The sequence below is a fragment of the Geodermatophilus marinus genome (genome assembly GCF_003428645.1).
In the GTDB taxonomy this organism is placed as follows: domain Bacteria; phylum Actinomycetota; class Actinomycetes; order Mycobacteriales; family Geodermatophilaceae; genus Geodermatophilus.
The window spans coordinates 19,655-43,105 of sequence record NZ_QVQH01000019.1 but is presented as its reverse complement, the minus strand read 5'-3'; the positions used below and the strand labels follow the sequence as shown (position 1 = coordinate 43,105).

24 protein-coding genes and 1 pseudogene are annotated in these 23,451 nt (G+C 76.8%); 17 read left to right on the top strand and 8 right to left on the bottom strand.

The features are described from left to right. Nucleotides 1–32 precede the first annotated feature (32 nt). The 3 genes from D0Z06_RS18210 to D0Z06_RS18200 all read left to right on the top strand — a co-directional run bounded on the left by D0Z06_RS18210 (nt 33) and on the right by D0Z06_RS18200 (nt 1,922). Complete coding sequence (locus D0Z06_RS18210) at nt 33–254, top strand: type II toxin-antitoxin system Phd/YefM family antitoxin (RefSeq protein WP_117378966.1); 222 nt, start codon at nt 33–35, stop codon at nt 252–254. After that, nucleotides 251–643 carry a type II toxin-antitoxin system VapC family toxin gene (locus D0Z06_RS18205; RefSeq protein WP_117378965.1) on the top strand — a complete coding sequence of 131 codons (393 nt, stop codon included), beginning with the start codon at nt 251–253 and terminating at the stop codon, nt 641–643. The genes D0Z06_RS18210 and D0Z06_RS18205 overlap by 4 nt, the downstream gene beginning before the upstream one ends. 103 nt (nt 644–746) lie before the next feature. Next, nucleotides 747–1,922 carry an acyl-CoA dehydrogenase family protein gene (locus tag D0Z06_RS18200; RefSeq protein ID WP_117378964.1) on the top strand — a complete coding sequence of 392 codons (1,176 nt, stop codon included), beginning with the start codon at nt 747–749 and terminating at the stop codon, nt 1,920–1,922. A gap of 25 nt (nt 1,923–1,947) precedes the next feature. On the opposite strand, the gene D0Z06_RS18195 is transcribed toward D0Z06_RS18200, so the two are convergent. Together D0Z06_RS18195 and D0Z06_RS18190 are read right to left on the bottom strand one after the other, a co-directional pair. Next, nucleotides 1,948–2,253 (bottom strand): hypothetical protein, encoded by a 306-nt coding sequence (locus D0Z06_RS18195; RefSeq protein WP_117378963.1) that lies wholly within the window; start codon nt 2,251–2,253, stop codon nt 1,948–1,950. 112 nt (nt 2,254–2,365) lie between these two features. Next, a complete protein-coding gene (locus D0Z06_RS18190; protein ID WP_199522401.1) occupies nt 2,366–2,902 on the bottom strand; it encodes a maleylpyruvate isomerase family mycothiol-dependent enzyme in 537 nt (178 codons plus the stop codon). Nucleotides 2,903–2,968: 66 nt separating this feature from the next. Here D0Z06_RS18190 and D0Z06_RS18185 point away from each other — a divergent pair, with 66 nt between their 5' ends. Then, entirely contained in the window at nt 2,969–3,406 is a 438-nt protein-coding gene (locus tag D0Z06_RS18185; protein ID WP_233517790.1) for a MarR family winged helix-turn-helix transcriptional regulator, read from the top strand. 7 nt (nt 3,407–3,413) lie between these two features. Here the strand turns inward: D0Z06_RS18185 and D0Z06_RS18180 are convergent, their stop codons facing one another. Genes D0Z06_RS18180 through D0Z06_RS18165 form a run of 4 tightly spaced genes read right to left on the bottom strand, consistent with a single transcriptional unit; the run spans nt 3,414 to nt 6,586 of the window. Further along, nucleotides 3,414–3,821 carry a Fur family transcriptional regulator gene (locus D0Z06_RS18180; protein WP_117378962.1) on the bottom strand — a complete coding sequence of 136 codons (408 nt, stop codon included), beginning with the start codon at nt 3,819–3,821 and terminating at the stop codon, nt 3,414–3,416. After that, nucleotides 3,818–4,828, bottom strand: coding sequence for a metal ABC transporter permease (locus D0Z06_RS18175; RefSeq protein ID WP_117378961.1), 1,011 nt, complete (start codon nt 4,826–4,828; stop codon nt 3,818–3,820). Before D0Z06_RS18175 ends, D0Z06_RS18180 begins: the two co-directional genes overlap by 4 nt. A 1-nt stretch (nt 4,829) precedes the next feature. Then, complete coding sequence (locus D0Z06_RS18170) at nt 4,830–5,636, bottom strand: metal ABC transporter ATP-binding protein (protein WP_199522400.1); 807 nt, start codon at nt 5,634–5,636, stop codon at nt 4,830–4,832. Next, nucleotides 5,633–6,586, bottom strand: a complete 954-nt coding sequence (locus tag D0Z06_RS18165; protein ID WP_117378960.1) for a metal ABC transporter substrate-binding protein — start codon at nt 6,584–6,586, stop codon at nt 5,633–5,635. The genes D0Z06_RS18170 and D0Z06_RS18165 overlap by 4 nt, the downstream gene beginning before the upstream one ends. A gap of 73 nt (nt 6,587–6,659) precedes the next feature. On the opposite strand from D0Z06_RS18165, the gene D0Z06_RS18160 reads away from it, so the two are divergent. From D0Z06_RS18160 to holA, 10 genes and pseudogenes are all read left to right on the top strand, one after another. Beyond that, complete coding sequence (locus D0Z06_RS18160; protein WP_117379002.1) at nt 6,660–7,913, top strand: glutamate-5-semialdehyde dehydrogenase; 1,254 nt, start codon at nt 6,660–6,662, stop codon at nt 7,911–7,913. Between the two features lie 67 nt (nt 7,914–7,980). Next, the gene (locus D0Z06_RS18155; RefSeq protein WP_117378959.1) at nt 7,981–8,868 is read left to right on the top strand and encodes an AAA family ATPase; all 888 of its coding nucleotides are present in this window, start codon (nt 7,981–7,983) and stop codon (nt 8,866–8,868) included. Then, nucleotides 8,868–10,307 carry a vWA domain-containing protein gene (locus D0Z06_RS18150; protein WP_199522399.1) on the top strand — a complete coding sequence of 480 codons (1,440 nt, stop codon included), beginning with the start codon at nt 8,868–8,870 and terminating at the stop codon, nt 10,305–10,307. The genes D0Z06_RS18155 and D0Z06_RS18150 overlap by 1 nt, the downstream gene beginning before the upstream one ends. Nucleotides 10,308–10,387: 80 nt before the next feature. Beyond that, the gene (nadD, locus tag D0Z06_RS18145; RefSeq protein ID WP_233517789.1) at nt 10,388–11,122 is read left to right on the top strand and encodes a nicotinate-nucleotide adenylyltransferase; all 735 of its coding nucleotides are present in this window, start codon (nt 10,388–10,390) and stop codon (nt 11,120–11,122) included. Beyond that, nucleotides 11,119–11,700, top strand: coding sequence for a ribosome silencing factor (gene rsfS, locus D0Z06_RS26460; protein ID WP_233517788.1), 582 nt, complete (start codon nt 11,119–11,121; stop codon nt 11,698–11,700). Before nadD ends, rsfS begins: the two co-directional genes overlap by 4 nt. After that, nucleotides 11,697–12,425: a histidine phosphatase family protein gene (locus D0Z06_RS18135; protein ID WP_117378957.1), complete on the top strand. Its 729-nt coding sequence runs from the start codon at nt 11,697–11,699 to the stop codon at nt 12,423–12,425. The genes rsfS and D0Z06_RS18135 overlap by 4 nt, the downstream gene beginning before the upstream one ends. A gap of 87 nt (nt 12,426–12,512) precedes the next feature. Then, the gene (locus D0Z06_RS18130; RefSeq protein ID WP_117378956.1) at nt 12,513–13,499 is read left to right on the top strand and encodes a DegV family protein; all 987 of its coding nucleotides are present in this window, start codon (nt 12,513–12,515) and stop codon (nt 13,497–13,499) included. A gap of 123 nt (nt 13,500–13,622) precedes the next feature. Further along, nucleotides 13,623–14,522, top strand: a complete 900-nt coding sequence (locus tag D0Z06_RS18125) for a ComEA family DNA-binding protein (protein ID WP_117378955.1) — start codon at nt 13,623–13,625, stop codon at nt 14,520–14,522. Further along, nucleotides 14,519–16,693, top strand: a pseudogene (locus D0Z06_RS26455) (ComEC/Rec2 family competence protein); the annotation flags it as partial. The gene D0Z06_RS18125 and the pseudogene D0Z06_RS26455, both read left to right, overlap by 4 nt. 268 nt (nt 16,694–16,961) lie before the next feature. Continuing rightward, nucleotides 16,962–17,951 carry a DNA polymerase III subunit delta gene (gene holA, locus D0Z06_RS26450; RefSeq protein ID WP_233517787.1) on the top strand — a complete coding sequence of 330 codons (990 nt, stop codon included), beginning with the start codon at nt 16,962–16,964 and terminating at the stop codon, nt 17,949–17,951. A 117-nt stretch (nt 17,952–18,068) separates the two neighbouring features. On the opposite strand, the gene rpsT is transcribed toward holA, so the two are convergent. Beyond that, on the bottom strand, nt 18,069–18,329 hold the full coding sequence (gene rpsT / locus D0Z06_RS18115) for a 30S ribosomal protein S20 (RefSeq protein WP_117378954.1): 261 nt from the start codon (nt 18,327–18,329) through the stop codon (nt 18,069–18,071). Nucleotides 18,330–18,530: 201 nt separating this feature from the next. Here rpsT and lepA point away from each other — a divergent pair, with 201 nt between their 5' ends. The 3 genes from lepA to D0Z06_RS18100 all read left to right on the top strand — a co-directional run bounded on the left by lepA (nt 18,531) and on the right by D0Z06_RS18100 (nt 22,932). Next, on the top strand, nt 18,531–20,375 hold the full coding sequence (gene lepA / locus D0Z06_RS18110) for a translation elongation factor 4 (RefSeq protein WP_117378953.1): 1,845 nt from the start codon (nt 18,531–18,533) through the stop codon (nt 20,373–20,375). Nucleotides 20,376–20,519: 144 nt separating this feature from the next. Then, entirely contained in the window at nt 20,520–21,221 is a 702-nt protein-coding gene (locus D0Z06_RS18105) for an LppX_LprAFG lipoprotein (protein ID WP_117378952.1), read from the top strand. Then, a complete protein-coding gene (locus D0Z06_RS18100; protein ID WP_117378951.1) occupies nt 21,190–22,932 on the top strand; it encodes an MFS transporter in 1,743 nt (580 codons plus the stop codon). Before D0Z06_RS18105 ends, D0Z06_RS18100 begins: the two co-directional genes overlap by 32 nt. Here D0Z06_RS18100 and D0Z06_RS18095 read toward each other — a convergent pair. Then, nucleotides 22,910–23,449 (bottom strand): Clp protease N-terminal domain-containing protein, encoded by a 540-nt coding sequence (locus tag D0Z06_RS18095; protein WP_117378950.1) that lies wholly within the window; start codon nt 23,447–23,449, stop codon nt 22,910–22,912. The two genes, D0Z06_RS18100 and D0Z06_RS18095, sit on opposite strands and share 23 nt — an antisense overlap. Between the last annotated feature and the right edge of the window lie 2 nt (nt 23,450–23,451).

Below are 23,451 nucleotides of genomic sequence, written 5' to 3'. Positions count from 1 at the left end.
CCAGGTTGGCTGACCTGCCCTACCGTCGACCCGTGACGTACGTCAACGTGCAGGAGGCCAAGACGCGGCTGTCCCAGCTGCTCGCGGCCGCCGAGCGCGGCGAGGAGGTCGTCATCGCGCGCGGCGGCCGCCCGGTGGTGCGGCTCGTGCCGGTCGACGAACCCGCACCCCGGCCGGTCGGCTTCGTGGTGGGCTCCGTCCCCGAGTCCTTCTTCGAGCCGCTGCCGGAGGACGAACTGGCCCGGTGGGAGTGAGCTCGCTCCTCCTCGACACCCACGCCCTGCTGTGGGTCCTGCTGGAGCCACGACGCATCCCGGCGGCGACCCTCGACTCCCTCCGGGCGCCGGGGACCACCGTGTACGTGTCCGCGGCCAGTGCCTGGGAGCTCGCCACGAAGCACCGGCTCGGCAAGCTGCAGGGCGCGGCCGCCGTGGTGGACGGGTACCGGGAGCACCTCGCCAGGCTCCGCGCGGAGGAGCTCCCCATCACCGGGGCCCACGCGCTCACCGCCGGCAGCCTGCAGTGGGCCCACCGTGACCCGTTCGACCGGGTGATCGTCGCCCAGGCGGTGCTGGAGTCCCTGCCCGTCGTGACCAGCGACGCTGCGCTCCTGGGGTTCCCGGCGATCCGCACGGTGTGGTGAGCCCGCTGCGGGCAGGGGTGACCGGTTGCGCGCAGCCCGGGCGCGTGATCCGGCTACCGGCGGGTAGCCACTCCGGGACGACGACGTCACGAGGGGTGGACGCATGTCCGATCTGCTGACCGGGGACTTCTTCGGCTACGAGTCGCTGCTGCCCGAGCACGAGTGCAAGGAACTGCGGGCGCTGCGGGACTTCCTGGAGACCGAGGTCCGTCCCCGGGTGAACGCGGCCTGGGCGGCCGCCGAGTTCCCCATGGACCTGATCCCGCGGTTCGCCGAGGTGGGCGCGGTCGGCCGGGGCTACGAGTGGGACGGCCGGCCGGCGACCTCCCGGCTCTACAACGGCTTCCAGGCCCTCGAGCTCTCCCGGGTCGACCCGTCGATGGCGACCTTCCTGGGGGTGCACAACGGCCTGGCGATGGGCTCGATCATGATCCTGGGCTCGGCGGAGCAGCGGCAGCGCTGGATCCCGGCGATGATGCGCCTGGAAGCCGTCGGCGCGTTCGCGCTCACCGAGCCCGAGGGGGGCTCCGACGTCGCCCGAGGCCTGCGCACCACCGCGCGGCGCGAGGGTGACGAGTGGGTGCTCGACGGGGCCAAGCGGTGGATCGGCAACGGCACCTTCGCCGACCACGTCGTCGTGTTCGCCCGCGACGTCGCCGACGACCAGGTCAAGACCTTCGTCGTCGACAAGGGCTCGCCCGGCTTCACCGCCACCAAGATCGAGGACAAGTTCTCGCTGCGCACCGTGCAGAACGCCGACCTGACGTTCACCGGCTGCCGGATCCCGGCGGAGAACAAGCTCGAGGGCGGCAACACCTTCCGGGACGTCAACAAGGTGCTCAAGGTGACCCGCGGGGGGGTCGCGTGGTCCGGGGTGGGCTGCCAGATGGGGGCCTACGAGGCGGCGCTGCGGTACGCCGGCGAGCGCGAGCAGTTCGGCCGGCCGATCGCGTCCTTCCAGCTCGTCCAGGACCTGCTGGCGCGCATGCTCGGCAACGTCACCGCGTCGCTGGGCATGGTGGTCCGCGTCGCCCAGCTGCAGGAGGCCGGTGACCTGCGCGACGACCAGGCGGCGCTGGCCAAGAGCTACGTGACCACCCGCGGCCGGGAGACCGTCGCCATGGCCCGGGAGGTCCTCGGCGGCAACGGCATCGTCCTGGACAACGACGTGATCCGGTACTTCGCCGACGCCGAGGCGCTCTACTCCTACGAGGGCACCCGGGAGATCAACACGCTGATCGTCGGCCGGTCGATCACCGGGCACGGCGCCTTCGTCTGATCCGGGCGGGCCGGCACCGGCGCGGTCAGCGGGCCAGCCCCGAGCCGGGCAGCACCAGGCCGCGGACCTGGAACTCCGTCCCCGGCGGGGGGCCGGTCGGGGCCTGCGCCCCGACCTCGGCGAGCACCGGGCCGACCACCTCGGCCTCGTAGCGGTCGTGGGCCTGCCGCGACTCCCACACCTCGACCACCTGGAAGCCCCCGTCGATCGCGCGGGCGAGGTGCACGAGCAGGCCGTCGACCGCCCCGCCGGTCCGACGGAGCAGTTCGGCGTGCACGGCGTCGTAGACCTCCACCGGTGCCGGGACGTCGACGACGAGGCCCCAGGTCACCGGGAGCTCCCGAGCGCGTCGCCGTGCCGGCGCGCGGACAGGCGGGCCGCCCCCTCGCCGGAGAGCCGGTCGAGCACGGCGTCCCGGCCGGTGAGGAGCAGCAGGAGCGCGGTCACCGGCCCTCCACCGGGGCGCCCGAGCCGACGGCCCAGTCGGCGTCGGTGGCGACCAGCCGCAGCCCGGCCAGCCGGCGCCGCGCGTGGAACGGGAAGTCCGTCCCCCACACCCGCGTCGCGGCCGCGGCCGCGGCCGCCGCCGGCACGGGGTGGTCCCGGCCCAGCGGGACGGCGACGTCCTGGCCGTGCACCAGGACGTCGGTGAGCGGCTCCATCGGGGTGATGAAGGGCGCGGTGCGCCGGGAGCCGACCATGGCCCGCAGCCGCCGGGCGCACTCCGCGGGTGGCAGCGGGCCGGCGCGCAGCGCCGAGTCCCGGATCATCCGGTCGAAGTCCCCTCGCGCGCGGACGGCGGCGACGAGGGCCTTCCCGAGGCCCATGTGCGCCTGGGTGAGGTGGACGGCGACGTCGCCCACCCGCCACCCCGCGCACAGGGACGGGGTCGCCCACTCCTCGGGGGACAGGTCGCAGAACAGCTCGGCCAGGGCTGCCCGCTCGGTGTCGATGGCCCGCCAGACCTCGTCGACGTCCATGGCATCTCCTCGATTGGTACGATGCTCGTACCATCTCGTCAGATCGTCTGACCGTCAAGGGGGATCGTGGCCGACACGCACCAGAACCTCGGCCTGCTGTGCTTCTACCCGCACCGGGCGATGGAGGCCCGGGTCCTGGCCGGCCTCGCCGCGGCCGGGTTCGACGACCTCACGCCCGCCCAGGGCCGGATCGCTGCGCGCGTCGGCCCCGACGGCACCCGCCTGACCGACCTCGCCGCCCAGGCGCTGGTCACCAAGCAGACCGCCGGGCACCTGGTCGACCAGCTGGAGCGGACCGGGTACGTGCGGCGGGTGCCCGACCCCACCGACGCCCGCGCCCGGCTGGTGCGGTTGGCCGAGCGGGGGGAGGCCGCCCTCGCGGTGGCCCGCCGGGTGGAGGTCGCGGTGGAGGCGGAGTGGACCGCCCACCTCGGCGAGGAGGACGCCGCCCGGTTGCGGGCGATCCTGACCCGGCTGCGGGAGGTCACCGACCCCTGGCGCTGACGGCGGCTCAGCGCGCGGCGACGCAGTCGGCGCAGGTGCCGAAGACCTCGAGCTGGTGCTGCACGTCGGCGAAGCCGTGCTCGGCGGCGACCCGGGCGGCCCAGCGCTCGACGGGGGGATCGGCGACCTCGACGGTGCGCCCGCACCCGCGGCAGACCAGGTGGTGGTGGTGGGCGGCCGAGCAGCGCCGGTAGGCCGCCTCCCCGTCGGTGCGCAGGACGTCGACGAGCCCGTCGTCGACCAGCGCCTGCAACGACCGGTACACCGTCGCGAGGCCGACGGCGTCCCCGCGCTCGCGCAGCAGGGTGTGCAGCTCCTGGGCGGTGCGGAAGTCGTCGAGGTCGTCCAGGAGGGCGAGCACCGCGCTGCGCTGGCGCGTCTGCCGGCGGGGGGTCTCCGGTGCCGGCGTGCTCACGGTCGTCCTCCCTGCCCGGCGTGCGCGCCGTGCTCGTCGTAGTGCACCCCCGCGCCGGTCCGGTGCGGGGCGTGCAGGTGCCCGTCGTGGTCGTAGTCCACGTGGTCGCCGTGCGGGACCGCCGGGTGCCCGCACCCGGCACCGTGCTCGTGCGGGTGGGCCGCGTGGACCTCGACCCTACGCCGGTGCCGGCGGCGGGCCGTCGTCTCCCGCGCGGCCACGGTCGCGGAGACCACCAGGAAGACGGCGATGGCCAGCAGCACGATGGTGCCGCCCGACGGGGTGCCGGCGTAGTACGAGGCGCTGGTGCCCGAGACGCTCACGACGAGGCCGATGCCGCAGGCGAGCAGGAGCGTCTGCCGGAAGCTGCGGCCGAGCAGCTGGGCCACCGCGCTCGGCAGGATCATCAGGGCGCTGATGAGCAGCAGGCCGACCACCCGCATGGAGAGCACCACGGTGGAGGCGACGAGCGCGGCCAGCACGACGTTGAGCGGGAGCACCGGCAGCCCGACGGCGCGGGCGTACTCCTCGTCGTCGCTGACCGCGTACAGCCGCTGCCCGAGCAGCCAGACGACCGTGACCACGACGGCGGCGATGACGGCGAAGACGGCGACGTCGGCGGTGCTGGTGGTGGTGATCGCGCCGAAGAGGTAGGCGTCGAGGTTGGTCGCCCGCCCCTCGGGCGCGAGGCTGAGCAGGACGACGCCGCCGGCGATCCCGCCGTAGAAGAGGACGGCGAGGGCGACGTCCCCGCTGGTGCGGCCGCGGGCGCGGATCAGCTCGATGAGGACCGCGCCGAGGACGGCGGCCACCAGCGCGGTCCCGACCGGCGCCGTGGCGGTGAGCACGCCCACCGCGACGCCGGTGAGGGCGACGTGGCCCAGGCCGTCGCCGAGCAGCGAGAGCCGGCGCTGCACCAGGAAGACGCCGACCGCCGGGGCCACCAGGCCCACCATCAGCGAGGCGAGCAGCGCCCGCTGCATGAAGCCGTACTCGAGCAGCTCCATGTCACAGCCCCCCGTCCGTCGTCACCCGCAGCTGGTCGACCCGGTACCCGGTGGGGGCGTCCTCCGCGGGGTGGTGGCAGTCGCCACCGGGCGGTCCCGCCTCTGCCAGGGGGCCGTCGTAGTCGATCCGCCCGTGGTCGACGACCACGGCGCGGGTGAGCACCCCGGCGAGCGGGCCGCTCTCGTGGGTGACGACGAGCAGCGTCGTCCCCGCGGCGGACACGCCGGCGAGCACCCCGGCCAGCGCCTCCTGGCTGGCGGCGTCCACCCCGGCGGTGGGCTCGTCCATGATCAGCAGGTCCGGCTGCGCGGCCAGGGCGCGGGCCACGAGCACCCGGCGCTGCTGCCCGCCCGAGAGGGAGGCCACCGGGTCGGAGATCCGGTCGGCCAGGCCGACGGCGGCGACCGCCTCGGCCACCGCGGCCCGGTCGGCCCGGCCCAGCCGCCGGACCAGCCCCAGTCGGGGCAGGCGGCCCACGCTGACCACCTCGCGCACCGTCGCCGGCACCGCGCCGCTGACGGTGTGCCGCTGCGGCACGTAGCCCACCCGGTCGCGCTCGCGCAGCCGGCCGACCGGCGCGCCGAGCACCTCCACCGCCCCGTCCAGCACGGTGGCCAGGCCGAGCAGCCCGCGGGCCAGCGTCGTCTTGCCCGAGCCGTTGGAGCCCAGGACGGCCACGGCCTCGCCGTGCCGCACGGTCAGGTCGGCACCGCACACGATCGGCACGTCGCCGTACCCGATGGTCGCGTCGCGGAGCCGGACCGCGACGCCGTCGCGGCCCGGCTCCGGGCGGGGAGCGGTGCTCACGAGCAGGACTGGCCCTCCTGCAGCGTGGCGAGGTTGGCGCGCATGACCTCGAGGTAGTCCTCCCCGGCCGACTCGTCGGTCAGCCCCTCCAGCGGGTCCAGGACGGCGGTCCGGGCGCCGGCCTCCGCCGCGACCGTCTCGGCGACCGCCGGGTCGACGAGGGTCTCGGTGTACACGGTGGTCACCCCGCGCTCCTGCACCAGCTCGGTGATCTCGGCCAGCTGGGCCGGGCTCGGCTCCTGGCTCGGGCTCAGCCCGCTGATGCCGACCACCTCGAGACCGTAGCGGTCCGCGAGGTAGCCGAAGGCCTCGTGGGAGGTGACCAGGGTGTCCACCGTGCAGCCGCCGAGGCCCTCCTGCATGTCGGCGTCCAGCGCCTCCAGGTCGGCGCGCAGCGCGGCGGCGTTCTCCTCGTAGGCCTCGGCGCCGTCGGGGTCGAGCTCGGCGAGCCGGTCGGCCAGGGCGTCGCCGACGTCGGCCAGCCGGGTCGGGTCCAGCCAGAAGTGCGGGTCGGCGACCTCCTCACCGGCGTGCTCGCCCTCGGCGTGCTCCTCCTCGCCCTCGTGCTCGTGGGCCGCGGCGGTCAGCGAGAGGTCGGCGGCCCGGCCGGCGTCCCACGCGGTGCCGGAGGCCTCCGACCGCGCCGCCTCGTCCACCGCGGCCTGGAACCCCTCGAGGTGGACGACGAGGTCGGCGTCGCTGACCGCGCCGACGTCCTGCGGGGTGAGCTCCAGGTCGTGCGCCTCGGCTCCCGGCGGCGTCAGGGAGGTGACCTCGACCCGGTCGCCCCCGACCCGCTCCGCCGCCCACTCCAGGGGATAGAAGCCGGCCACCACGTCCAGGCCGCCGTCCCCGGCGGACGCGGTGTCGCCGTCGGAGGCCCCGCACCCGCTCGCCGCCAGCGCGGCGGCCGCCGCCACCACCGCGATCGCCCTGGTCCTCGCATTCATGAGAATCATTCTCGCACGGCTGGCGATGCGGGTGGAGGCCGGCGCCGGGGGCGCCCGCGCGTACCCTCACGGTGTGTCCGACGTCTCCGGCCTGCCGCTGATCGGGGCCGCCGCGCTGCGTGCCCGCGCCGCCGCCCGGGTGCTGCGCGCCCTGCCCACCGACACCAAGGACGCCGCGCTGCGGGCGATGGCCGACGCGCTGGTCGAGCGCGCCGACGAGGTGCTGGCCGCCAACGCCGCGGACGTCGAGGCCGCGGCCGCCGACGGCACGCCGGCGGCGATCCTCGACCGGCTCCGGCTGGACGCCGGACGCGTCGCCGGGGTGGCCGACGCGCTGCGCCAGCTGGTCGCGCTGCCCGACCCGGTCGGCGACGTCGTCCGCGGCTCGACGCTGCCCAACGGCCTGCAGCTGCGCCAGGTGCGGGTGCCGCTCGGCGTGGTCGGCATCGTCTACGAGGCCCGGCCCAACGTCACCGTCGACGCCGCCGGGCTGTGCCTCAAGAGCGGCAACGCGGCGCTGCTGCGCGGGTCGGCGTCGGCGTTCCGCACCAACAGCGCGCTGGTCGCCGTCCTCACCGAGGCGGCCGAGAAGGCCGGCCTGCCGGCCGGGTCGATCGAGCTGCTGCCCGCCGACCGCGCCTCGGTCGGGGAGCTGCTCGGCGCCCGCGGCTTCGTCGACGTGGTCATCCCGCGCGGCGGTGCCTCGCTCATCCAGCGGGTGGTGCGCGAGGCGCGGGTCCCGGTGATCGAGACCGGCGAGGGCAACTGCCACGTCTACGTCGACGCCTCGGCCGACCCCGCGATGGCCGAGGCGATCGTGCTCAACGCCAAGACGCACCGGGTGAGCGTCTGCAACTCCGCCGAGACGCTGCTCGTCCACCGCGACGCGCCGTTCCTGCCGCGGCTGCTGTCGGCCCTGGTCGACGCCGGGGTCACGCTGCACGGGGACGCCGCCGCGCGGGCCGCCCACGACGCCGTCGTCCCCGCGACCGACGAGGACTGGGCCACCGAGTACCTGTCGATGGACATGGCGGTGCGGGTCGTCGACGACCTCCCGCAGGCGCTGGACCACATCGCGCGGTGGGGGAGCGGGCACTCCGAGGCGATCGTGGCCGACTCGGCCCGCGCGATCGCCGAGTTCACCGCCGGGGTCGACGCCGCCGCGGTCCTGGTGAACGCCTCCACCCGGTTCACCGACGGCGGCGAGTTCGGTTTCGGCGCCGAGATCGGCATCTCCACCCAGAAGCTGCACGCCCGCGGTCCGCTCGGCCTGCCGGAGCTGACCTCCACCACCTACGTCGTCACGGGGAGCGGCCACGTGCGCTGACCGCGGCCGGCCCCGGCCACCGCGCGCACCCGCCGCTGACGCACCCCGCCGTCCCGATCGGAGCCGCATGCCCCGCCCCCCGTCGCAGTCCCCGCAGTTCTCCTCGGTCGCCGACGTCGGCAAGCGGCTGTCCACCGCCGGGTACCTGCCCGACGGGCAGATCGCCACCACGGTCTTCCTCGCCGACCGGCTCGGCAAGCCGCTGCTGGTCGAGGGCCCGGCCGGCACCGGCAAGACCGAGCTGGCCAAGGCGCTGGCCGCGGCGACCGGCTCGGAGCTGATCCGGCTGCAGTGCTACGAGGGCCTCGACGAGGCCCGGGCGCTGTACGAGTGGAACTACAAGAAGCAGCTGCTGCGCATCCAGGCCGCGCAGGGCACCGACGGCGCCGACTGGGGCACCGTCCACGACGACATCTTCGGCGAGGAGTTCCTGCTCTCCCGGCCGCTGCTCACCGCGATCCGGCGCACCGAGCCGACCGTGCTGCTGGTCGACGAGACCGACAAGGCCGACGTCGAGGTCGAGGGGCTGCTGCTGGAGGTGCTCAGCGACTTCCAGGTCACCATCCCCGAGCTGGGCACGGTGACGGCGACCCGGCGGCCCATGGTGGTGCTCACCTCGAACGCCACCCGCGAGCTGTCCGAGGCGCTCAAGCGGCGCTGCCTCTACCTGGCCCTGGACTACCCCTCGGCCGAGCGGGAGCGCGAGATCGTGCTCTCCCGGGTGCCCGACCTCGCCGCGGGCCTGGCCGAGCAGCTGGTGCGCACCATCCGGGCGCTGCGGGCCCTGGAGCTGAAGAAATCGCCGTCGATCTCGGAGACCCTCGACTGGGCGCAGACGCTGCTGGAGCTGGGCCTGGACACCCTCGACGAGGCGGCGGTCCGCTCGACGCTGGGCGTGGTGCTCAAGCACGCCAGCGACCAGGAGCGGGCCGCGGCCGAGCTGCGGCTGAACTGATGCCCGCCGCCGCGTCCGCAGCCGTGCCGCCGGCGCCGGAGCCCGGTGGGCTCGCCGGTCACCTCGACGGGTTCGTCCGCGCGGTGCGCGAGGCCGGGATCCCGGTCGGGATCAGCCAGGCCGTCGACGCCGCGGAGATCCTCACCGCCGTCGACCTGCTCGACCGCGAGCAGCTGCGGCACGGGCTGGCCGCGGTCCTGCTGCAGCGGGCCGCCCAGCGACCGGCCTACGACGTCCTGTTCGACCTGTGGTGGCCGCTGGGCGACCGGCCCGACGTGCCGCCCGGTGAGGAGGACGCGGAGCCCGGCGAGGCGGGGGAGTCGACGCTCGACGTCCCGGACGGCGCCGACCTCGCCGAGCTGATGCGCGCCGAGCTGGCCCGGCTGCTGCTCGACGGGGACGACGAGGCGCTGCGCCGGTTCGCCCGGCTGGCCGTCGACCAGCTGGGGCGGGCCACGCCGTCGCCGTCGGGCCAGTCCTTCTTCAGCTACCGGGTGATGCGGGCGCTGTCGCCGGACACCCTGGTCGCGCAGCTGCTGGCCGGCCTGCTCGGCGACGGCGGGCGCGGCGGGCTGGCCGAGCAGGTGGCCCGCCAGACGGTGCGCGAGCGGCTGGCGGCCTTCCGCGCCGCGGTGGAGGCCGAGGTCCGGCGGCGGACGGCGGCCGAGCGCGGGCGGGACCGGGTGGCGAGGCACGCGGTGCGCCCGCTGGCCGACCAGGTCGACTTCCTGCGCGCCCAGGCCGCCGACCTCGCCGAGCTGCGCCGCACCGTGGCCCCGCTGGCCCGGCGGCTGGCGGTGCGGCTCTCGGCGCGCCGGCGGATGGGCCGCGAGGGCCGGCTGGACTTCCGGCGCACCGTGCGTGCCTCGCTGGGCACCGGCGGCGTCCCGGTCGTGACACACCACCGGCCGCGGAAGGTGCACAAGCCCGAGCTCGTGGTGCTGTGCGACGTCAGCGGCTCGGTGGCCGGGTTCAGCCACTTCACGCTGATGCTCACGCAGGCGTTGCGCGAGCACTTCTCCGGGGTGCGGGCCTTCGCCTTCGTCGACACCACCGACGAGGTCACCCGGTTCTTCCGCCCCGGGGCCGACGTGGCCGACGCGGTGCAGCGGATCGGCCGGGAGGCCGCCGTCGTCGGGTTCGACGGGCACAGCGACTACGGGACCGCGTTCGAGGTCTTCGCCGACCGGTGGCCCACCGCCGTCGGCCCCAAGACCTCGCTGCTGGTGCTCGGCGACGGCCGGACCAACTACCGCCAGCCCGGCCTGCCGGTGCTCGGCGACCTGGTCCGGCGGGCCCGCACGGCGCACTGGCTCAACCCCGAGCCCCGCCGGCTGTGGGGCAGCGGCGACTCGGCGGCCGACCGGTACGGCGAGGTCGTCGACATGGTCGAGTGCCGCAACGCCGCCCAGCTCGCCGACTTCGTCACGACGCTGTAGCCGGCCGACGGGCCGGTCCTCCTCGTGGGGGTCGGCCGGGCCCGGCCGCCCCCGCGGCGACCGGCGGATACGCTCGATCGGTGACAGGACGGCGGGTCGGGGTGATGGGCGGGACGTTCGACCCGGTCCACCACGGGCACCTGGTGGCGGCCAGCGAGGTCGCCAGCCTGTTCGGGCTGGACGAGGTCGTCTTCGTGCCCACGGGTCAGCCGTGGCAGAAGAGCGACCGGGAGGTCAGCCCGGCGGAGGACCGCTACCTCATGACGGTGATCGCCACGGCCTCCAACCCGCGGTTCTCGGTGAGCCGGGTCGACATCGACCGCGGCGGCCCGACCTACACCATCGACACCCTCACCGACCTGCAGCGGCAGCGGCCGGACGACGAGCTGTTCTTCATCACCGGCGCGGACGCGCTCTCCCAGATCCTCAGCTGGCGGGACAGCGACCGGTGCTTCTCGCTGGCCCACTTCATCGGCGTCACCCGGCCGGGCTTCGACCTCGGCGACGCCCACCTGCCGGAGGGCACGGTGAGCCTGGTGGAGGTCCCTGCGCTGTCGATCAGCTCCAGCGACTGCCGGAACCGGGTCGGACGCGGCATGCCGGTCTGGTACCTGGTCCCCGACGGCGTCGTCCAGTACATCGAGAAGCGCGGGCTCTACCGCAGGGCTGCCGGCCCGCGCACGCCGCCCGGGGGCCGGCCCGGGGCATCGGCCGACGGGGCGCGCGCCGGTGCCCGGCCCTACGACCGGCCGCCGGCCGGCAACGGCCCGGCCGCCGACCCGCCGTCCCCCCATCTCCAGGAGGTACCCCGATGACCGCCTCGGCCGAGGCGCGCGAGACCGCCCTGCTGGCCGCGCAGGCCGCCAGCGACAAGCTGGCCACGGACGTGTCGATCGTCGACGTCAGCGACCGGCTGGCCATCACCGACGCCTTCGTCCTGGCCTCGGCCCCCAACGAGCGGCAGGTGCAGGCCATCGTCGACGAGGTGGAGGAGCGGCTGCGCGCCCACGGCGTCAAGCCGGTGCGGCGCGAGGGCGTCGCCGAGGCCCGCTGGGTGCTGCTGGACTTCGTCGACGTGGTGGTGCACGTGCAGCACGCCGAGGAGCGGGCCTACTACGCGCTCGAGCGGCTGTGGAAGGACTGCCCGACGATCCCCTTCGTGGACGCAGCCGCCCCGGACGGCGGTGCGCGCGCCACCGCCCCGGCCGGGGGCACGCTGTCCGCCGACGACGTCGACCCCGGCAGCGCCGACCCGACCCCCCTGGCGCCGGAGCCCACCGCACCCGGGGACGGCGGCGAGCCCGGGGACGGCGGCGAGCCCGGGGACGGCGACGAGCCCGGGGACGGCGGCGAGCCCGGGGACGACCCGGGCCCGGAGGCGGCCGGCCGGTGACCCCGCTGCCCGTCCCGCGGCTGCTGGTCTGGCGGCACGGGCGCACCGAGTGGAACGCGACCGGCCGGTTCCAGGGCCAGCTCGACCCGCCGCTGGACCCCGAGGGCCGCCGCCAGGCCGCCGCCGCGGCCGCGCACCTGGCCGCCGACGGGCTCGCCGCGGACGCGACCGTGGTGGTGTCCAGCGACCTGGACCGGGCCCGGTCGACCGCCGCCGCCCTCACCGAGGCGCTCGGCGTGCCGTTGCGGCTCGACGCCCGGCTGCGGGAGCACGGGATGGGCGCGTGGGAGGGCCTCACCCGGCAGGAGGTCGCCGACCGGTACCCCGAGCAGTACGCCGACTGGCTCGCCGGGCGCCCGGTGCGCGGGCGCGGCGGGGAGGACGTAGCCGAGGTCCCGCGCCGGGCGCTCGCCGCGCTCCGCGACCTGCCCGAGACCGAGGTGGCGGTGGTCGTGACCCACGGGGGGACGGCCGCCCGGCTGATGGAGGCGCTGCTGGGGCTGGGACCCGAGCACCGCAGGCTGTTCGGGCCGCTGGCCAACTGCGCCTGGAGCGAGCTGGCCTTCCAGGGCCGGCGGTGGCGGCTGCTGCGGCACAACACGGCCGCCCCGCGGCTGCCCGACCCGGCCTCGGGGGGAGCACCCGGCCTCGGGCCGCTGCGGGCCGGCGCGAGCCCGGAGGAGGGCGCCGCAGGCGCCGTCCAGGACGCCGACGCGGTCACCTGAGCCTCTACCGGCGGGCCGGCCACCCGCCCGGGTGCTCCTGCGGACCGGCCGGACCCCGGGGACTCCCGTGCGGGCTAGCCTCGGCCGGTGTCTGTCGCCGTGGTCACCGACTCCACGGCCTACCTGCCCGCCGAGCTGGTCGCCGCGCACGGCATCGAGGTCGTGCCGCTGTACGTCGTGACCACCGGGCGGTCCGGCCGCGAGGGGGAGGACATCGGGCCCGCCGACGTGGCGCGCGCCCTGGCCACCCGCGGGCAGCAGGTCTCGACCTCCCGCCCGACGCCGGGGGACTTCGTCGCCGCCTACCGGCGCCGGCTGGCCGCCGGCGCCGACCGCATCGTCTCGGTGCACCTGTCGGCCGAGCTCTCCGGGACCGTCGACGCGGCGCGGCTGGCCGCGTCCCAGGTGGGTGAGCACGTGGTCACCGTCGTCGACTCCCGCTCGGCCGCGATGGGCAACGGGTTCGCCGTGCTCGCCGCGGCCCGGGCGGCCGCCTCCGGCGGCACGGCCGACGAGGCCGCCACCGCGGCCCGGGACACCGCCGCCCGCACCCGCACGTTCTTCGTCGTCGACACCCTCGAGCACCTGCGCCGCGGCGGGCGGATCGGCTCCGCGGCGTCCATGATCGGCACGGCGCTCGCCATGAAGCCGCTCCTGCACGTCGTCGACGGGCGGGTGCTGCCGCTGGAGAAGGTGCGGACGTCGGCCCGCGCGCTGGCCCGGCTGGTGCAGCTGGCGGGGGCGGAGGCCGGGGAGGAGCCGGTGGCGGTGGCCGTGCACCACCTGGCCGCCCCCGAACGGGCCGCCCGGCTGACCGGTGACCTGCGGGCCCGGCTGCCGCAGCTGCGGGCCTGCCACCTCAGCGAGCTGGGCGCCGCCATCGGCGCCCACGTCGGCCCGGGCGCCGTGGGGGTGGTGGTGGCCCCGGCGACCGAGCCGGTCGGGGAGACGGGCCCGCCGCACGGGGAGCAGCCGGGCGAGGAGGAGCAGGGCGCCCCGAGCGACGGCCCAGCCGGCGGGGGCACGGGCGGCGACGGCACGGCGGGCGGCGCTCCGGGCGCGGACCGGTCCTGAGGGCACCGGGCCACCCTGCCCGGTGCGGCCGGCGCACCCGGCCCGTCGTCCACAGCCAGGGGTCCCGTCCACAACCCGCGCCGACCGGCGCCGGTCCACGCGGGGCTGCCTAGCGTCCGCTGCGTGCGCCTGACCACCCGCCGCGACGAGGACGCCGACGTCATCCGCGCCCGGCTGCGTGCCCTGCTCGCGCAGGAACCACCCCCGCCCGGCTGGGTCCCGCAGGAGGCGCCGGCCGGGGACGCGGACGGCGGCGAGGACCGCCACGGGGCCGGTGGCGGGGGCGGCCCCCCGTGGTCCGGACGGGAGGACGACGAGAACCCGGCGCTGCCCGGCGGGCTCGGCCGGCACCGGGCGCCGGGGACGGCCGTCCGGCTGGACCCCGGCCGGCGGGGGGCGCGGGCGCTGTGGGTGGCCGGCCTGCTGGCGGCCCTGGCGGTCGCGGGCTGGACCTGGCTGGACCGCCCGCGGGTGGAGCCGGTCACCGGGGCCCCCGCCGCCGTGAGCCCGGCCCCGTCGGCCCCACCCGCGGCCGCGCCGAGCCCCGGACCCGCCACCCCCGCCGTCGACGAGGCCGCCGGCACGGACGGCGCGGTGGTGGTGTCGGTGGTCGGCCAGGTCGTCCGGCCGGGCCTGGTCACCCTGCCGGCCGGTGCCCGCGTCGCCGACGCGGTGGCGGCCGCCGGCGGGCTCCTCCCGGAGGCCGACCCGGCGTCGGTCAACCACGCGGCCGTGGTGTCCGACGGGCAGCAGATCGCCGTCGGCGTGCCGGGGGCCGGTGCGGGCACCGACCCGGCCGCGGCGGGGGCGGGAGCGGGGGCCGGCGGCGCCTCCCCGGTGGACCTCAACGCGGCGACCGCGGCCGACCTCGACGCCCTGCCGGGCATCGGCCCCGTGCTGGCCGGGCGCATCGTCGACCACCGGGCCCAGCACGGCCGCTTCACCTCGGTCGAGCAGCTCGACGACGTCCCGGGCATCGGGCCGACCACCTACGCCGAGCTGGCCCCGCTGGTGCGGGTGTGAGTCCGGGGCGTCCCGCCGCGTCCACCCCCGAGCGCTGGAGCTGGGTCGACCTGCGCCTGGTCCCGGCGGCGGTCACCGTCTGGGCCGGCTCCCTCCTCGCGCCGGTGTCGTCCCCGCCCGTGACGTGGGCGGTCGCGGCCGGGGCCGTCGCCGCGGGGGTGCTGGTCTCCCGGCGCCGTGGCCCGGGGGCCGTCGTCGCGCTGGGGGTGCTCGCCGCACTGGCGGTCACGGCGGCCACGGCCGCGGTGCGGGCCGGCTCGCGGGAGGCCTCCCCGCTGACGGCCGTGGCCGGTGCCGGGCGTGCGGTGACCGTGGAGCTCGCGCTCGACGGGGACCCGCGCCCGGTGCGTGGGCCCGGGCCGGGCCGCGTGGTCGCCGACGCGACGGTCACCGCCGTCGAGCACGCCGGGGGGCGCACGCGGACGGGGGACGGCGTCGTGCTGTTCGCCCCGGCCGAGGGGTGGCTGGGCCTGCTGCCGGGGCAGCGGCTCCGGGTGCGGGCGTGGGTCACCCCGGCCGACCCGGCCGACGCCGTGGTGGCCCGGGTCTCGGCCCGGGACCCGCCGGCCCTCCTCGGTCCGCCGCCGACGGCCCAGCGGGTCGCCGGCGGGCTGCGCGACGGCCTGGCCGGCTCGGCGGCCCGCGTGCTCGACGACCGGGCCGGCGGGCTGCTGCCGGGGCTGGTCGTGGGCGACACGCGGGCGATGGACCCGGTCCTGCGCGAGGACTTCCGGCGCGCCGGGCTGGCGCACCTCACCGCCGTCTCCGGCGCGAACGTCGCGATCGTCCTGGCCGGGCTGCTGGCGCCGCTGCGCCGCCGGGCGGTCGACCGCAGGGTGCAGGCCCTCGTCGCGGTGGCCGGGCTGGTCGGCTTCGTGCTGCTGGCCCGCCCGACCGCCAGCGTGGTCCGGGCGGCCGCCATGGGCGCGGTGTCCCTGCTGGCGCTGGCGACCGGCCGGTCCCGGGCCGCGGTGCCGGCGCTGGCCGGCTCGGTGGTCGTGCTGCTGCTGGCCGACCCCGCCCTGGCGCGGGACGCCGGGTTCGCGCTGTCCGTGGTGGCGACCGGGGCCATCGTCCTGCTGGCACCCGGGTGGTCCCGGCGCCTGCACCGACGCGGGGTGCCCCGGCCCGTGGCCGACGCGCTCTCCGTCGCCGCGGCGGCCGGCCTGGCCACGGCGCCCCTGGTCGCCGGGCTGTCGGGTCTGGTCAGCCCGGTCTCGCTGCCGGCCAACCTGCTGGCCGCGCCGGCGGTGCCACCGGCGACCGTGCTGGGCCTGGGGGCCGCGGTGGCGGGCGCGGTCTGGACGCCGGCGGGGGACGCCCTCACCTGGCTGGCCGGGTGGCCGGTCCGCTGGCTGGTCCTCGTCGCCGAGCAGGCCGCCGCCGTGCCCGACGGCGCCGCCGCGTGGCCGGCCGGCACCCGCGGCGCGGTCCTGCTCACCGTGCTGCTGCTCGCCGCCGGGGTGCTGCTGTGGCGCTTCCCCCGCACCCGGGCGCTCGCCGTGGCCGTGCTGCTCGGCGTCGTCGTCCTCGGCTGGCCGCTGCGCCAGGTCACCGGCGGGTGGCCCCCCGCGGAGACGGTGCTCGTGGCCTGCGACGTCGGCCAGGGCGACGCGCTGGTCGTGCCCACCGGCCCGGGCGAGGGGATCCTGGTCGACACCGGGGCCGAGGTCGCCGCCGTGGACGGGTGCCTGCACCGGCTCGGGATCGACCGGCTGCCGCTCGTGCTGCTGACCCACCTGGACGCCGACCACGTGGGCGGGCTGGCCGGCGCGCTGTCGGGTCGGCAGGTCGGCGAGGTGGCCACCGGGACGCTCTCCCCGGCGGAGGACCGGGCGGCGCAGCTCACGGCGGTCCTGCGCCGGGCCGGGGTGGGTGCCCGCGCGGAGCTCGTGCCCGGGCAGCGGCGCACGGTCGGGACCGCGCTGGTCGAGGTGCTGGCCCCGCCGCCGGGGATCGCGACGGCGACGGCGACGGCCAACGACCTGTCCCTCGTGGTCCGGGTGACCCAGCACGGGGTGCGCGTCCTGCTCACCGGTGACCTGAGCGCGCAGGCGGAGGCCCGCCTCCACGCCCGCGGCGTGGACCTGCGCGCCGACGTGCTCAAGGTGCCCCACCACGGCAGCGCGGACGCCGACCGGGCGTTCCTCGCCGCCACGGGCGCCCGCGCCGCGCTGGTCTCGGTGGGAGCGGGCAACACCTACGGCCACCCCGCCCCGCGGCTGCTCACCTGGCTGGCGCAGCTCGGCATGGTCGTCCACCGCACCGACCTGCAGGGGGACCTGGCCGTGGCCGGGACCGCCGACCGGTGGGGCGTGGCCGCCCGCGGGGGGCCGGCCGCGGTCGGCAGCGCGGACCCCGGAGGAGCGGACCCGGCGGCGGCCGACGCGGCCCGGCCGACGCCCGGGGACCGTCGGCGCCGCGTGGCACCATGCCGGGGTGGCCGCCGCACCTCCCGCCCCGACCTCCCGGCTCCGCGCGGTCGTGGGGGAGGAGGAGCTGCTGCGCGCCCGGGCTGTCTCCGCCGTCCGCGCCGCCGTGCTCGACCGCCACCCCGACGCCGAGCTGCACGAGCTGCCCGCCCAGGGGCTGCCGGTCGGGCAGCTGGCCGACGTGCTGGCGCCCTCGCTGTTCGGCGCGCACCGCCTCGTGGTCGTCACCGGCGTGCACGAGGCCGCGACCGCGCTCGTCGACGCGCTGACCTCCTACCTCGCCGATCCCGACCCGGAGCTGACCCTCGTCGTCGTGCACCACGGCGGCAAGCGCAACGAGGCCCTGGTCAAGGCATTCGTCGCCGCGGGTGCCGCCGTCGACGAGTGCCCCAGGGTCAGCTCGGTCGGGGACCGCATCGCGTTCGTGCGCAACGACGTGCGGACGGCCGGCGGCCGGATCACCCCCGATGCCGCGGCCGCGCTCGTCGAGGCGGTCGGCGCCGACCTGCGCCAGCTCTCCTCGGCGGCCGGCCAGCTGGTCTCCGACTTCGGGGGCACCGTCGACGCCGACGCCGTGGCCCGCTTCCACCGCGGTCAGGCCGAGGTCAGCGGCTTCACCGTGGCCGAGAAGGTGCTCGTCGGCGACCGCCAGGGGTCGCTGGAGGTGCTGCGCTGGGCGTTGCAGCGGGGGGTGGCGCACGTGCTGATCGCCGACGCCATCGCCGACGGGGTGCGCACCGCCGCGCGGGTCACCTCGCTGCGCACCACGAACGCGGCCGATCTCGCGCGCACCCTCAAGATGCCGCCCTGGAAGGTGCGCAAGGCCCAGCAGCAGGCGCGGGGGTGGAGCATCGAGGGCCTGCAGCAGGCCATCGGCGTGGCCGCCGAGCTCAACGCCGGCGTCAAGGGCGCCGCCGCCAGCGCCGACTACGCGCTGGAGAGCGCCGTCCGGCGCATCGTCGCCATCCGGGCGGCCACCCGCTCCGGCCGCGGCTGACCCGCCGCCGGCGGCGCGACCCGGCCGCGCCCGGACCCCGGAACGCGAACGGAGCCCCGTCCCGCGAGGGGAGGGGCTCCGTTCGTCCGGCCGCGCCGGGGGGCGCGGCGGCGCGGCTCAGAGACCGGCGATGCGGTGCGCCATGCCCGACTTGCGGTTGGCGGCCTGGTTCTTGTGGATGATGCCCTTGCTGGCGGCCTTGTCGAGTGCCTTGACGGCCTGCTTCATGGCCTCCTCGGCGGCGGCGGCGTCCCCGGCGTCGGCGGCCGTGCGGAAGCGCCGGACGTGCGTCTTCAGGGCGGACTTGACGGCGACGTTGCGCTGACGGCGCTTCTCGTTCGTCTTGATCCGCTTCATCTGGGACTTGATGTTCGCCACGCGTGAGCCTCGGGTGTCTCGAAGGAGGGGAAGTCTGACAGTGCGTCCGGACGGCGAGCGCCAGCGGACCGGTCTGCCAAGATACCAGCGTCGCGAGAGGCACCCCAAGCCCAGCCCCGAGCGCGGACCCGCCCCCGCGGGACGGCACGCGACCGGCGTCCGACTGGACGGCACCCGGACCCGTGGGACGATGGGGGCACTGTGACGACTCCCGCCTTCACCGACCCGGCCCGCATCCGGAACTTCTGCATCATCGCCCACATCGACCACGGCAAGTCGACGCTGGCCGACCGGATGCTCGAGGTCACCGGGATCATCGAGGCGCGGCAGATGCGGGCGCAGTACCTCGACCGGATGGACATCGAGCGCGAACGCGGCATCACCATCAAGGCGCAGAACGTGCGGCTGCCCTGGAGCCCGCGCACCGGTGAGCACGCCGGCACCGAGTACGTGCTCGACATGATCGACACCCCGGGGCACGTCGACTTCACCTACGAGGTGTCCCGCTCGCTCGCGGCCTGCGAGGGCGCCGTGCTGCTGGTCGACGCCGCCCAGGGCATCGAGGCCCAGACGCTGGCCAACCTGTACCTGGCGCTGGAGAACGACCTCACGATCATCCCGGTGCTCAACAAGATCGACCTGCCGGCCGCGCAGCCGGAGAAGTACGCCGCCGAGATCGCGCACATCATCGGCTGCGACCCCCACGACGTGCTGCGGGTCAGCGGCAAGACCGGCGAGGGCGTGCCCGAGCTGCTCGACGCGATCGTCGCCCAGATCCCGCCGCCGGAGGGCGATGCCGACGCCCCCGCCCGCGCGATGATCTTCGACAGCGTCTACGACATCTACCGCGGGGTGATCACCTACGTCCGGGTCGTCGACGGGCGGATCGCCAGCCGCGAGCGGATCAAGATGATGTCCACCGGCGCCACGCACGAGCTGCTCGAGATCGGCGTCATCTCACCGGAGCCCAAGCCGGTCGAGGGCCTCGGCGTCGGCGAGGTGGGCTACTTCATCACCGGGGTGAAGGACGTCCGCCAGTCCCGCGTCGGCGACACCGTCACGCTGCAGCACAGGCCGGCCGCCGAGCCGATCGGCGGCTACAGCGACCCCAAGCCGATGGTCTACTCCGGCCTGTACCCGATCGACGGCAGCGAGTACCCGCTGCTGCGGGAGGCGCTGGACAAGCTGCTGCTCAACGACGCCGCCCTGGTCTACGAGCCGGAGACCTCCGCGGCCCTGGGGTTCGGCTTCCGCGTCGGCTTCCTGGGCCTGCTGCACCTGGAGATCGTCCGGGAGCGGCTCGAGCGCGAGGCCGGCATCAGCCTGATCTCCACCGCTCCCAACGTCGTCTACCGGGTGATCATGGAGGACGGCACCGAGCACACCGTCACCAACCCGAGCGACTGGCCGGCGGGCAAGATCGACAAGGTCTTCGAGCCGATCGTGAACGCCACGATCATCGCGCCCAGCGACTACACCGGCACGATCATGGAGCTCTGCCAGAGCCGCCGCGGGTCGCTCACGGGCATGGACTACCTGTCCGAGTCGCGGGTCGAGCTGCGCTACACCCTCCCGCTCGGGGAGATCATCTTCGACTTCTTCGACGCGCTGAAGTCGCGCACCCGCGGCTACGCCAGCCTCGACTACGCCGAGGCCGGCGAGCAGGAGTCGCAACTGGTCAAGGTCGACATCCTGCTGCAGGGCGAGGCCGTCGACGCGTTCAGCGCGATCGTGCACAAGGACAAGGCCTACTCCTACGGCGTGATGATGGCCGGCAAGCTGCGCGAGCTGATCCCGCGGCAGCAGTTCGAGGTGCCCATCCAGGCCGCCGTCGGCTCCCGGGTCATCGCCCGCGAGACCATCCGCGCCATCCGCAAGGACGTGCTCGCCAAGTGCTACGGCGGTGACATCAGCCGCAAGCGCAAGCTGCTGGAGAAGCAGAAGGAGGGCAAGAAGCGGATGAAGATGGTCGGCCGGGTCGAGGTGCCGCAGGAGGCCTTCGTCGCCGCGCTGTCCAACGCCGACTCCGCCAAGACCGGCAAGTGAGCCCGGCCGGGCAGCTGCCCACCGTCCGCTGACGGGGTCCCCGGCCCCGGGCGGGAGAGGGTGCCGCCCGCCACGCGGCCCGGGCCGCGGCCCCGGTGCGACCCGGCGGGCTCGCGCTACGGTCGGCCCGACGTGAGGGGGAGCATGCCGAGGAACCGCGCCGTGGCCGTCCTGGTCGCCGGGCTGCTGCTCGCGGCCCCGGCCGGCTGCGGGAGCGACGAGCCCGCCGTGACGGCCGAGGGCCTGCTGGAGCAGGCCCGCGCGACGCTCGACGGGGCCGACAGCGTGCACTTCGTGCTCACCAGCGAGGGCGCGTCCGGGGCGGGCACCGCGCTGGTCGGCGGGGAGGGGGACATCGCCCGGCCGGCGTCGTTCTCCGGCACGCTCCAGGTGCGCACGGCCGGGACGACCGTGGACCTGCCGGTCGTCAGCGTCGACGGCACCGTCTGGGCCGAGCTGCCGTTCACCAGCGGTTTCACCGAGGTCGACCCCGCCGAGTTCGGCGTCGGCGACCCCGGCGCCCTCCTCGACCCCGACACCGGCATCACCCGGCTGCTCGCGGGCGCGGAGGACGCCGAGCTGGGCGAGGAGCGGCGGGTGGAGGGCGCCGTGGTGCGCGAGGTGACCGCCACCCTGCCCGGCGACCTGGTCGAGCAGGTCCTCGCCACCCAGGACCCGCAGCGCCCGGTCGACGCGCGGCTGTCCATCGACCCGGAGACCGGGGAGCTGCGCAGCGCCGAGCTGGTCGGCCCGTTCTTCAGCGCCGAGGGCGAGGACGGCGTCTACACCCTCGAGCTCAGCGGTTACGGGACCGATGTCGACATCACCGCGCCGCCGACCGGCTGACCCGGCGCGCGAGCGGGCCGCCGCCCCCGGGCTGCCCCTCGTCGTCCTGGCCACGCTCGCGGTGCTCGTCACCGCCGCCGACACCTACGTCGTCGTCCTCGCGCTGCCCGACATCCTGACCGGGGTCGGCGTCGGCGTCGACGAGCTGCAGCGCGCGACGCCGATCATCGGCGGCTTCCTGCTCGGCTACACCGCCACCCTCCCGCTGCTGGGCCGGCTGGCCGACCTGCGCGGTCGGACGCCGGTGCTCGTGGGCTGCCTGCTGCTGTTCGCGCTCGGCTCGCTGCTCACCGCGGGCGCCGACGGCCTGGGCACCGCGGTCGCCGGGCGCGGGCTGCAGGGTGTGGGGGCGGGCGGCCTGGTGCCGGCCACCCTGGCGCTGGTCGCGGACCGCTGGCCACCCGAGCGGCGAGCCGTGCCGCTCGGGGTCGTCGGCGCGGTCCAGGAGGCCGGCGCCGTGCTCGGCCCGCTCGCCGGCGCCGCGGTGCTCGCCCTGGCCGACTGGCGGGCGATCTTCTGGCTCAACCTGCTGCTCGGCGTGGGGCTGGCGGCCGGCGTCGTCCTCACCGGCCGCGGCCGCCGGCCGGACCCCGTCGGGCTCGCCCTCGCCGCGCTCGCCGCCGCCGCGCTGGGTCTGCAGCTGGCCGAGCCGGAGGCGCTGGCCGGTGACGTCACGGTGGGGCTGCTGTGGGTGCCCGTCGGCGGGGTGGGGACGCCGCTGCAGCTGGTCGCCGTCCTGGCCGGCGGAGCCCTCGTCGCGCGCAGCCTCGCCGTGCCCGAGGGGGCGCTGCTGCCGCTGCGGGGGCTGCCGCGGCTGGCCGCCGGGGTCGACCTGCTGGGCTCGGCGCTGGTGGTCGTCGCGCTCGGCAGCCTGGTCTGGGCCTTCGCCGCGGCCGACCCGGCCACCGAGGTGGTGGCGCACGGCGCGGTGCTGCTGCCGGTCGCGGCGGCCGCCGCCGTCCTGTTCGTGCTGCACGAGCGGCGCACCCCGGCGCCGGTGCTCCCGCTGCGGGCACTACGGCCGGCCGGGGCCTGGGGCGCGCTGCTGGTCAACCTGCTGGTCGGCGCGGCGCTGGTGGCCGCGCTCGTCGACGTGCCGCTGTTCGCGCGGGCCACCACGACCCCCGGGGACCAGCTCGGCGCCGCCCTGGTGCTGCTGCGGCTGCTCGTGGCCGTCCCCGTGGGCGCGGTCGCCGGCGGCTGGCTCTGCCGGCACGCGCCGCCCCGCGCGGTCGCGGCGGCCGGGACGGCGCTCACCGCGCTGGCACTGGCCGCGATGACGCGCTGGGACGAGCGGTCCCTGGACGGCGGCTGGTCGACCGTCGTGCTCCTGGCCGCGGGGCTGGGGTTCGGCCTGGCCATCGCCCCGGTGACCGCGGTGCTGCTCGCGGTCACCGGCCCCGAGGTGCACGGCAGCGCCAGCGCGCTGGCCGTCGTGGCGCGCACCGTCGGCATGCTGGTCGGCCTCTCGCTGCTCACGGCGATCGCGCTGCGCCGGTTCACCGCCGAGGTCGCCGCCATCGGCTCGCCGGTGGCGCTGTGCCCGCGGACCCCGGCCGCCTGCCCGGCGTACGACGCCGCGCTGGCGGCCGCCGTCCTCACCCAGCTGCACACCGTCTTCGCGGGTGCGGCGGTCGCCGCGGCCCTGGCCGCGCTGGCCTCCGTGCTGCTGCTGCGGGCGCCGCAGCTCAGGAGCCGAGCGCGGACCTGACGTCCTGCCGCAGCGCCACCGGGTCCACCCCGCGGTCGTGCAGCACCTTCATCGCCAGGCCCTGGCCCTCGCGGAGCAGCCCGAGCAGGACGTGCCCGTCGGTGATCCGCCGGTGCCGGAGGGCGATCGCCTCGCGCAGCGCGAGCTCGAGGACCTTCTTCGCCCGCGGGGTGAACGGGACGTGCCCGCCCCGTGCCGGTCCGCGCGGCCGCCCGGCGTCGAGGGCGCCCGGGCCGAACGCCGCCTCGACGGTGTCCCGGACGGCGTCCAGGTCGATGCCCACCGCGCTGAGGGCGTCGGCGTCCAGCTCCTCGCCGGTGGCCGCCCGGATCGCGCCGGCGACCGCGTCCCGCGTCAGGCCGTGCCGGGTGAGGACGCCGGCGGAGACGCCGCCCTCCGACGCCAGCAGGCCGAGCAGCAGGTGCTCGGTGCCGACGCGGTCGGCGCGCAGCCGGCGCGCCTCCTGCTGGGCGCCGACGACGACCTGCCGGGCCTCGGTGGTGAACCGCTCGAACACCG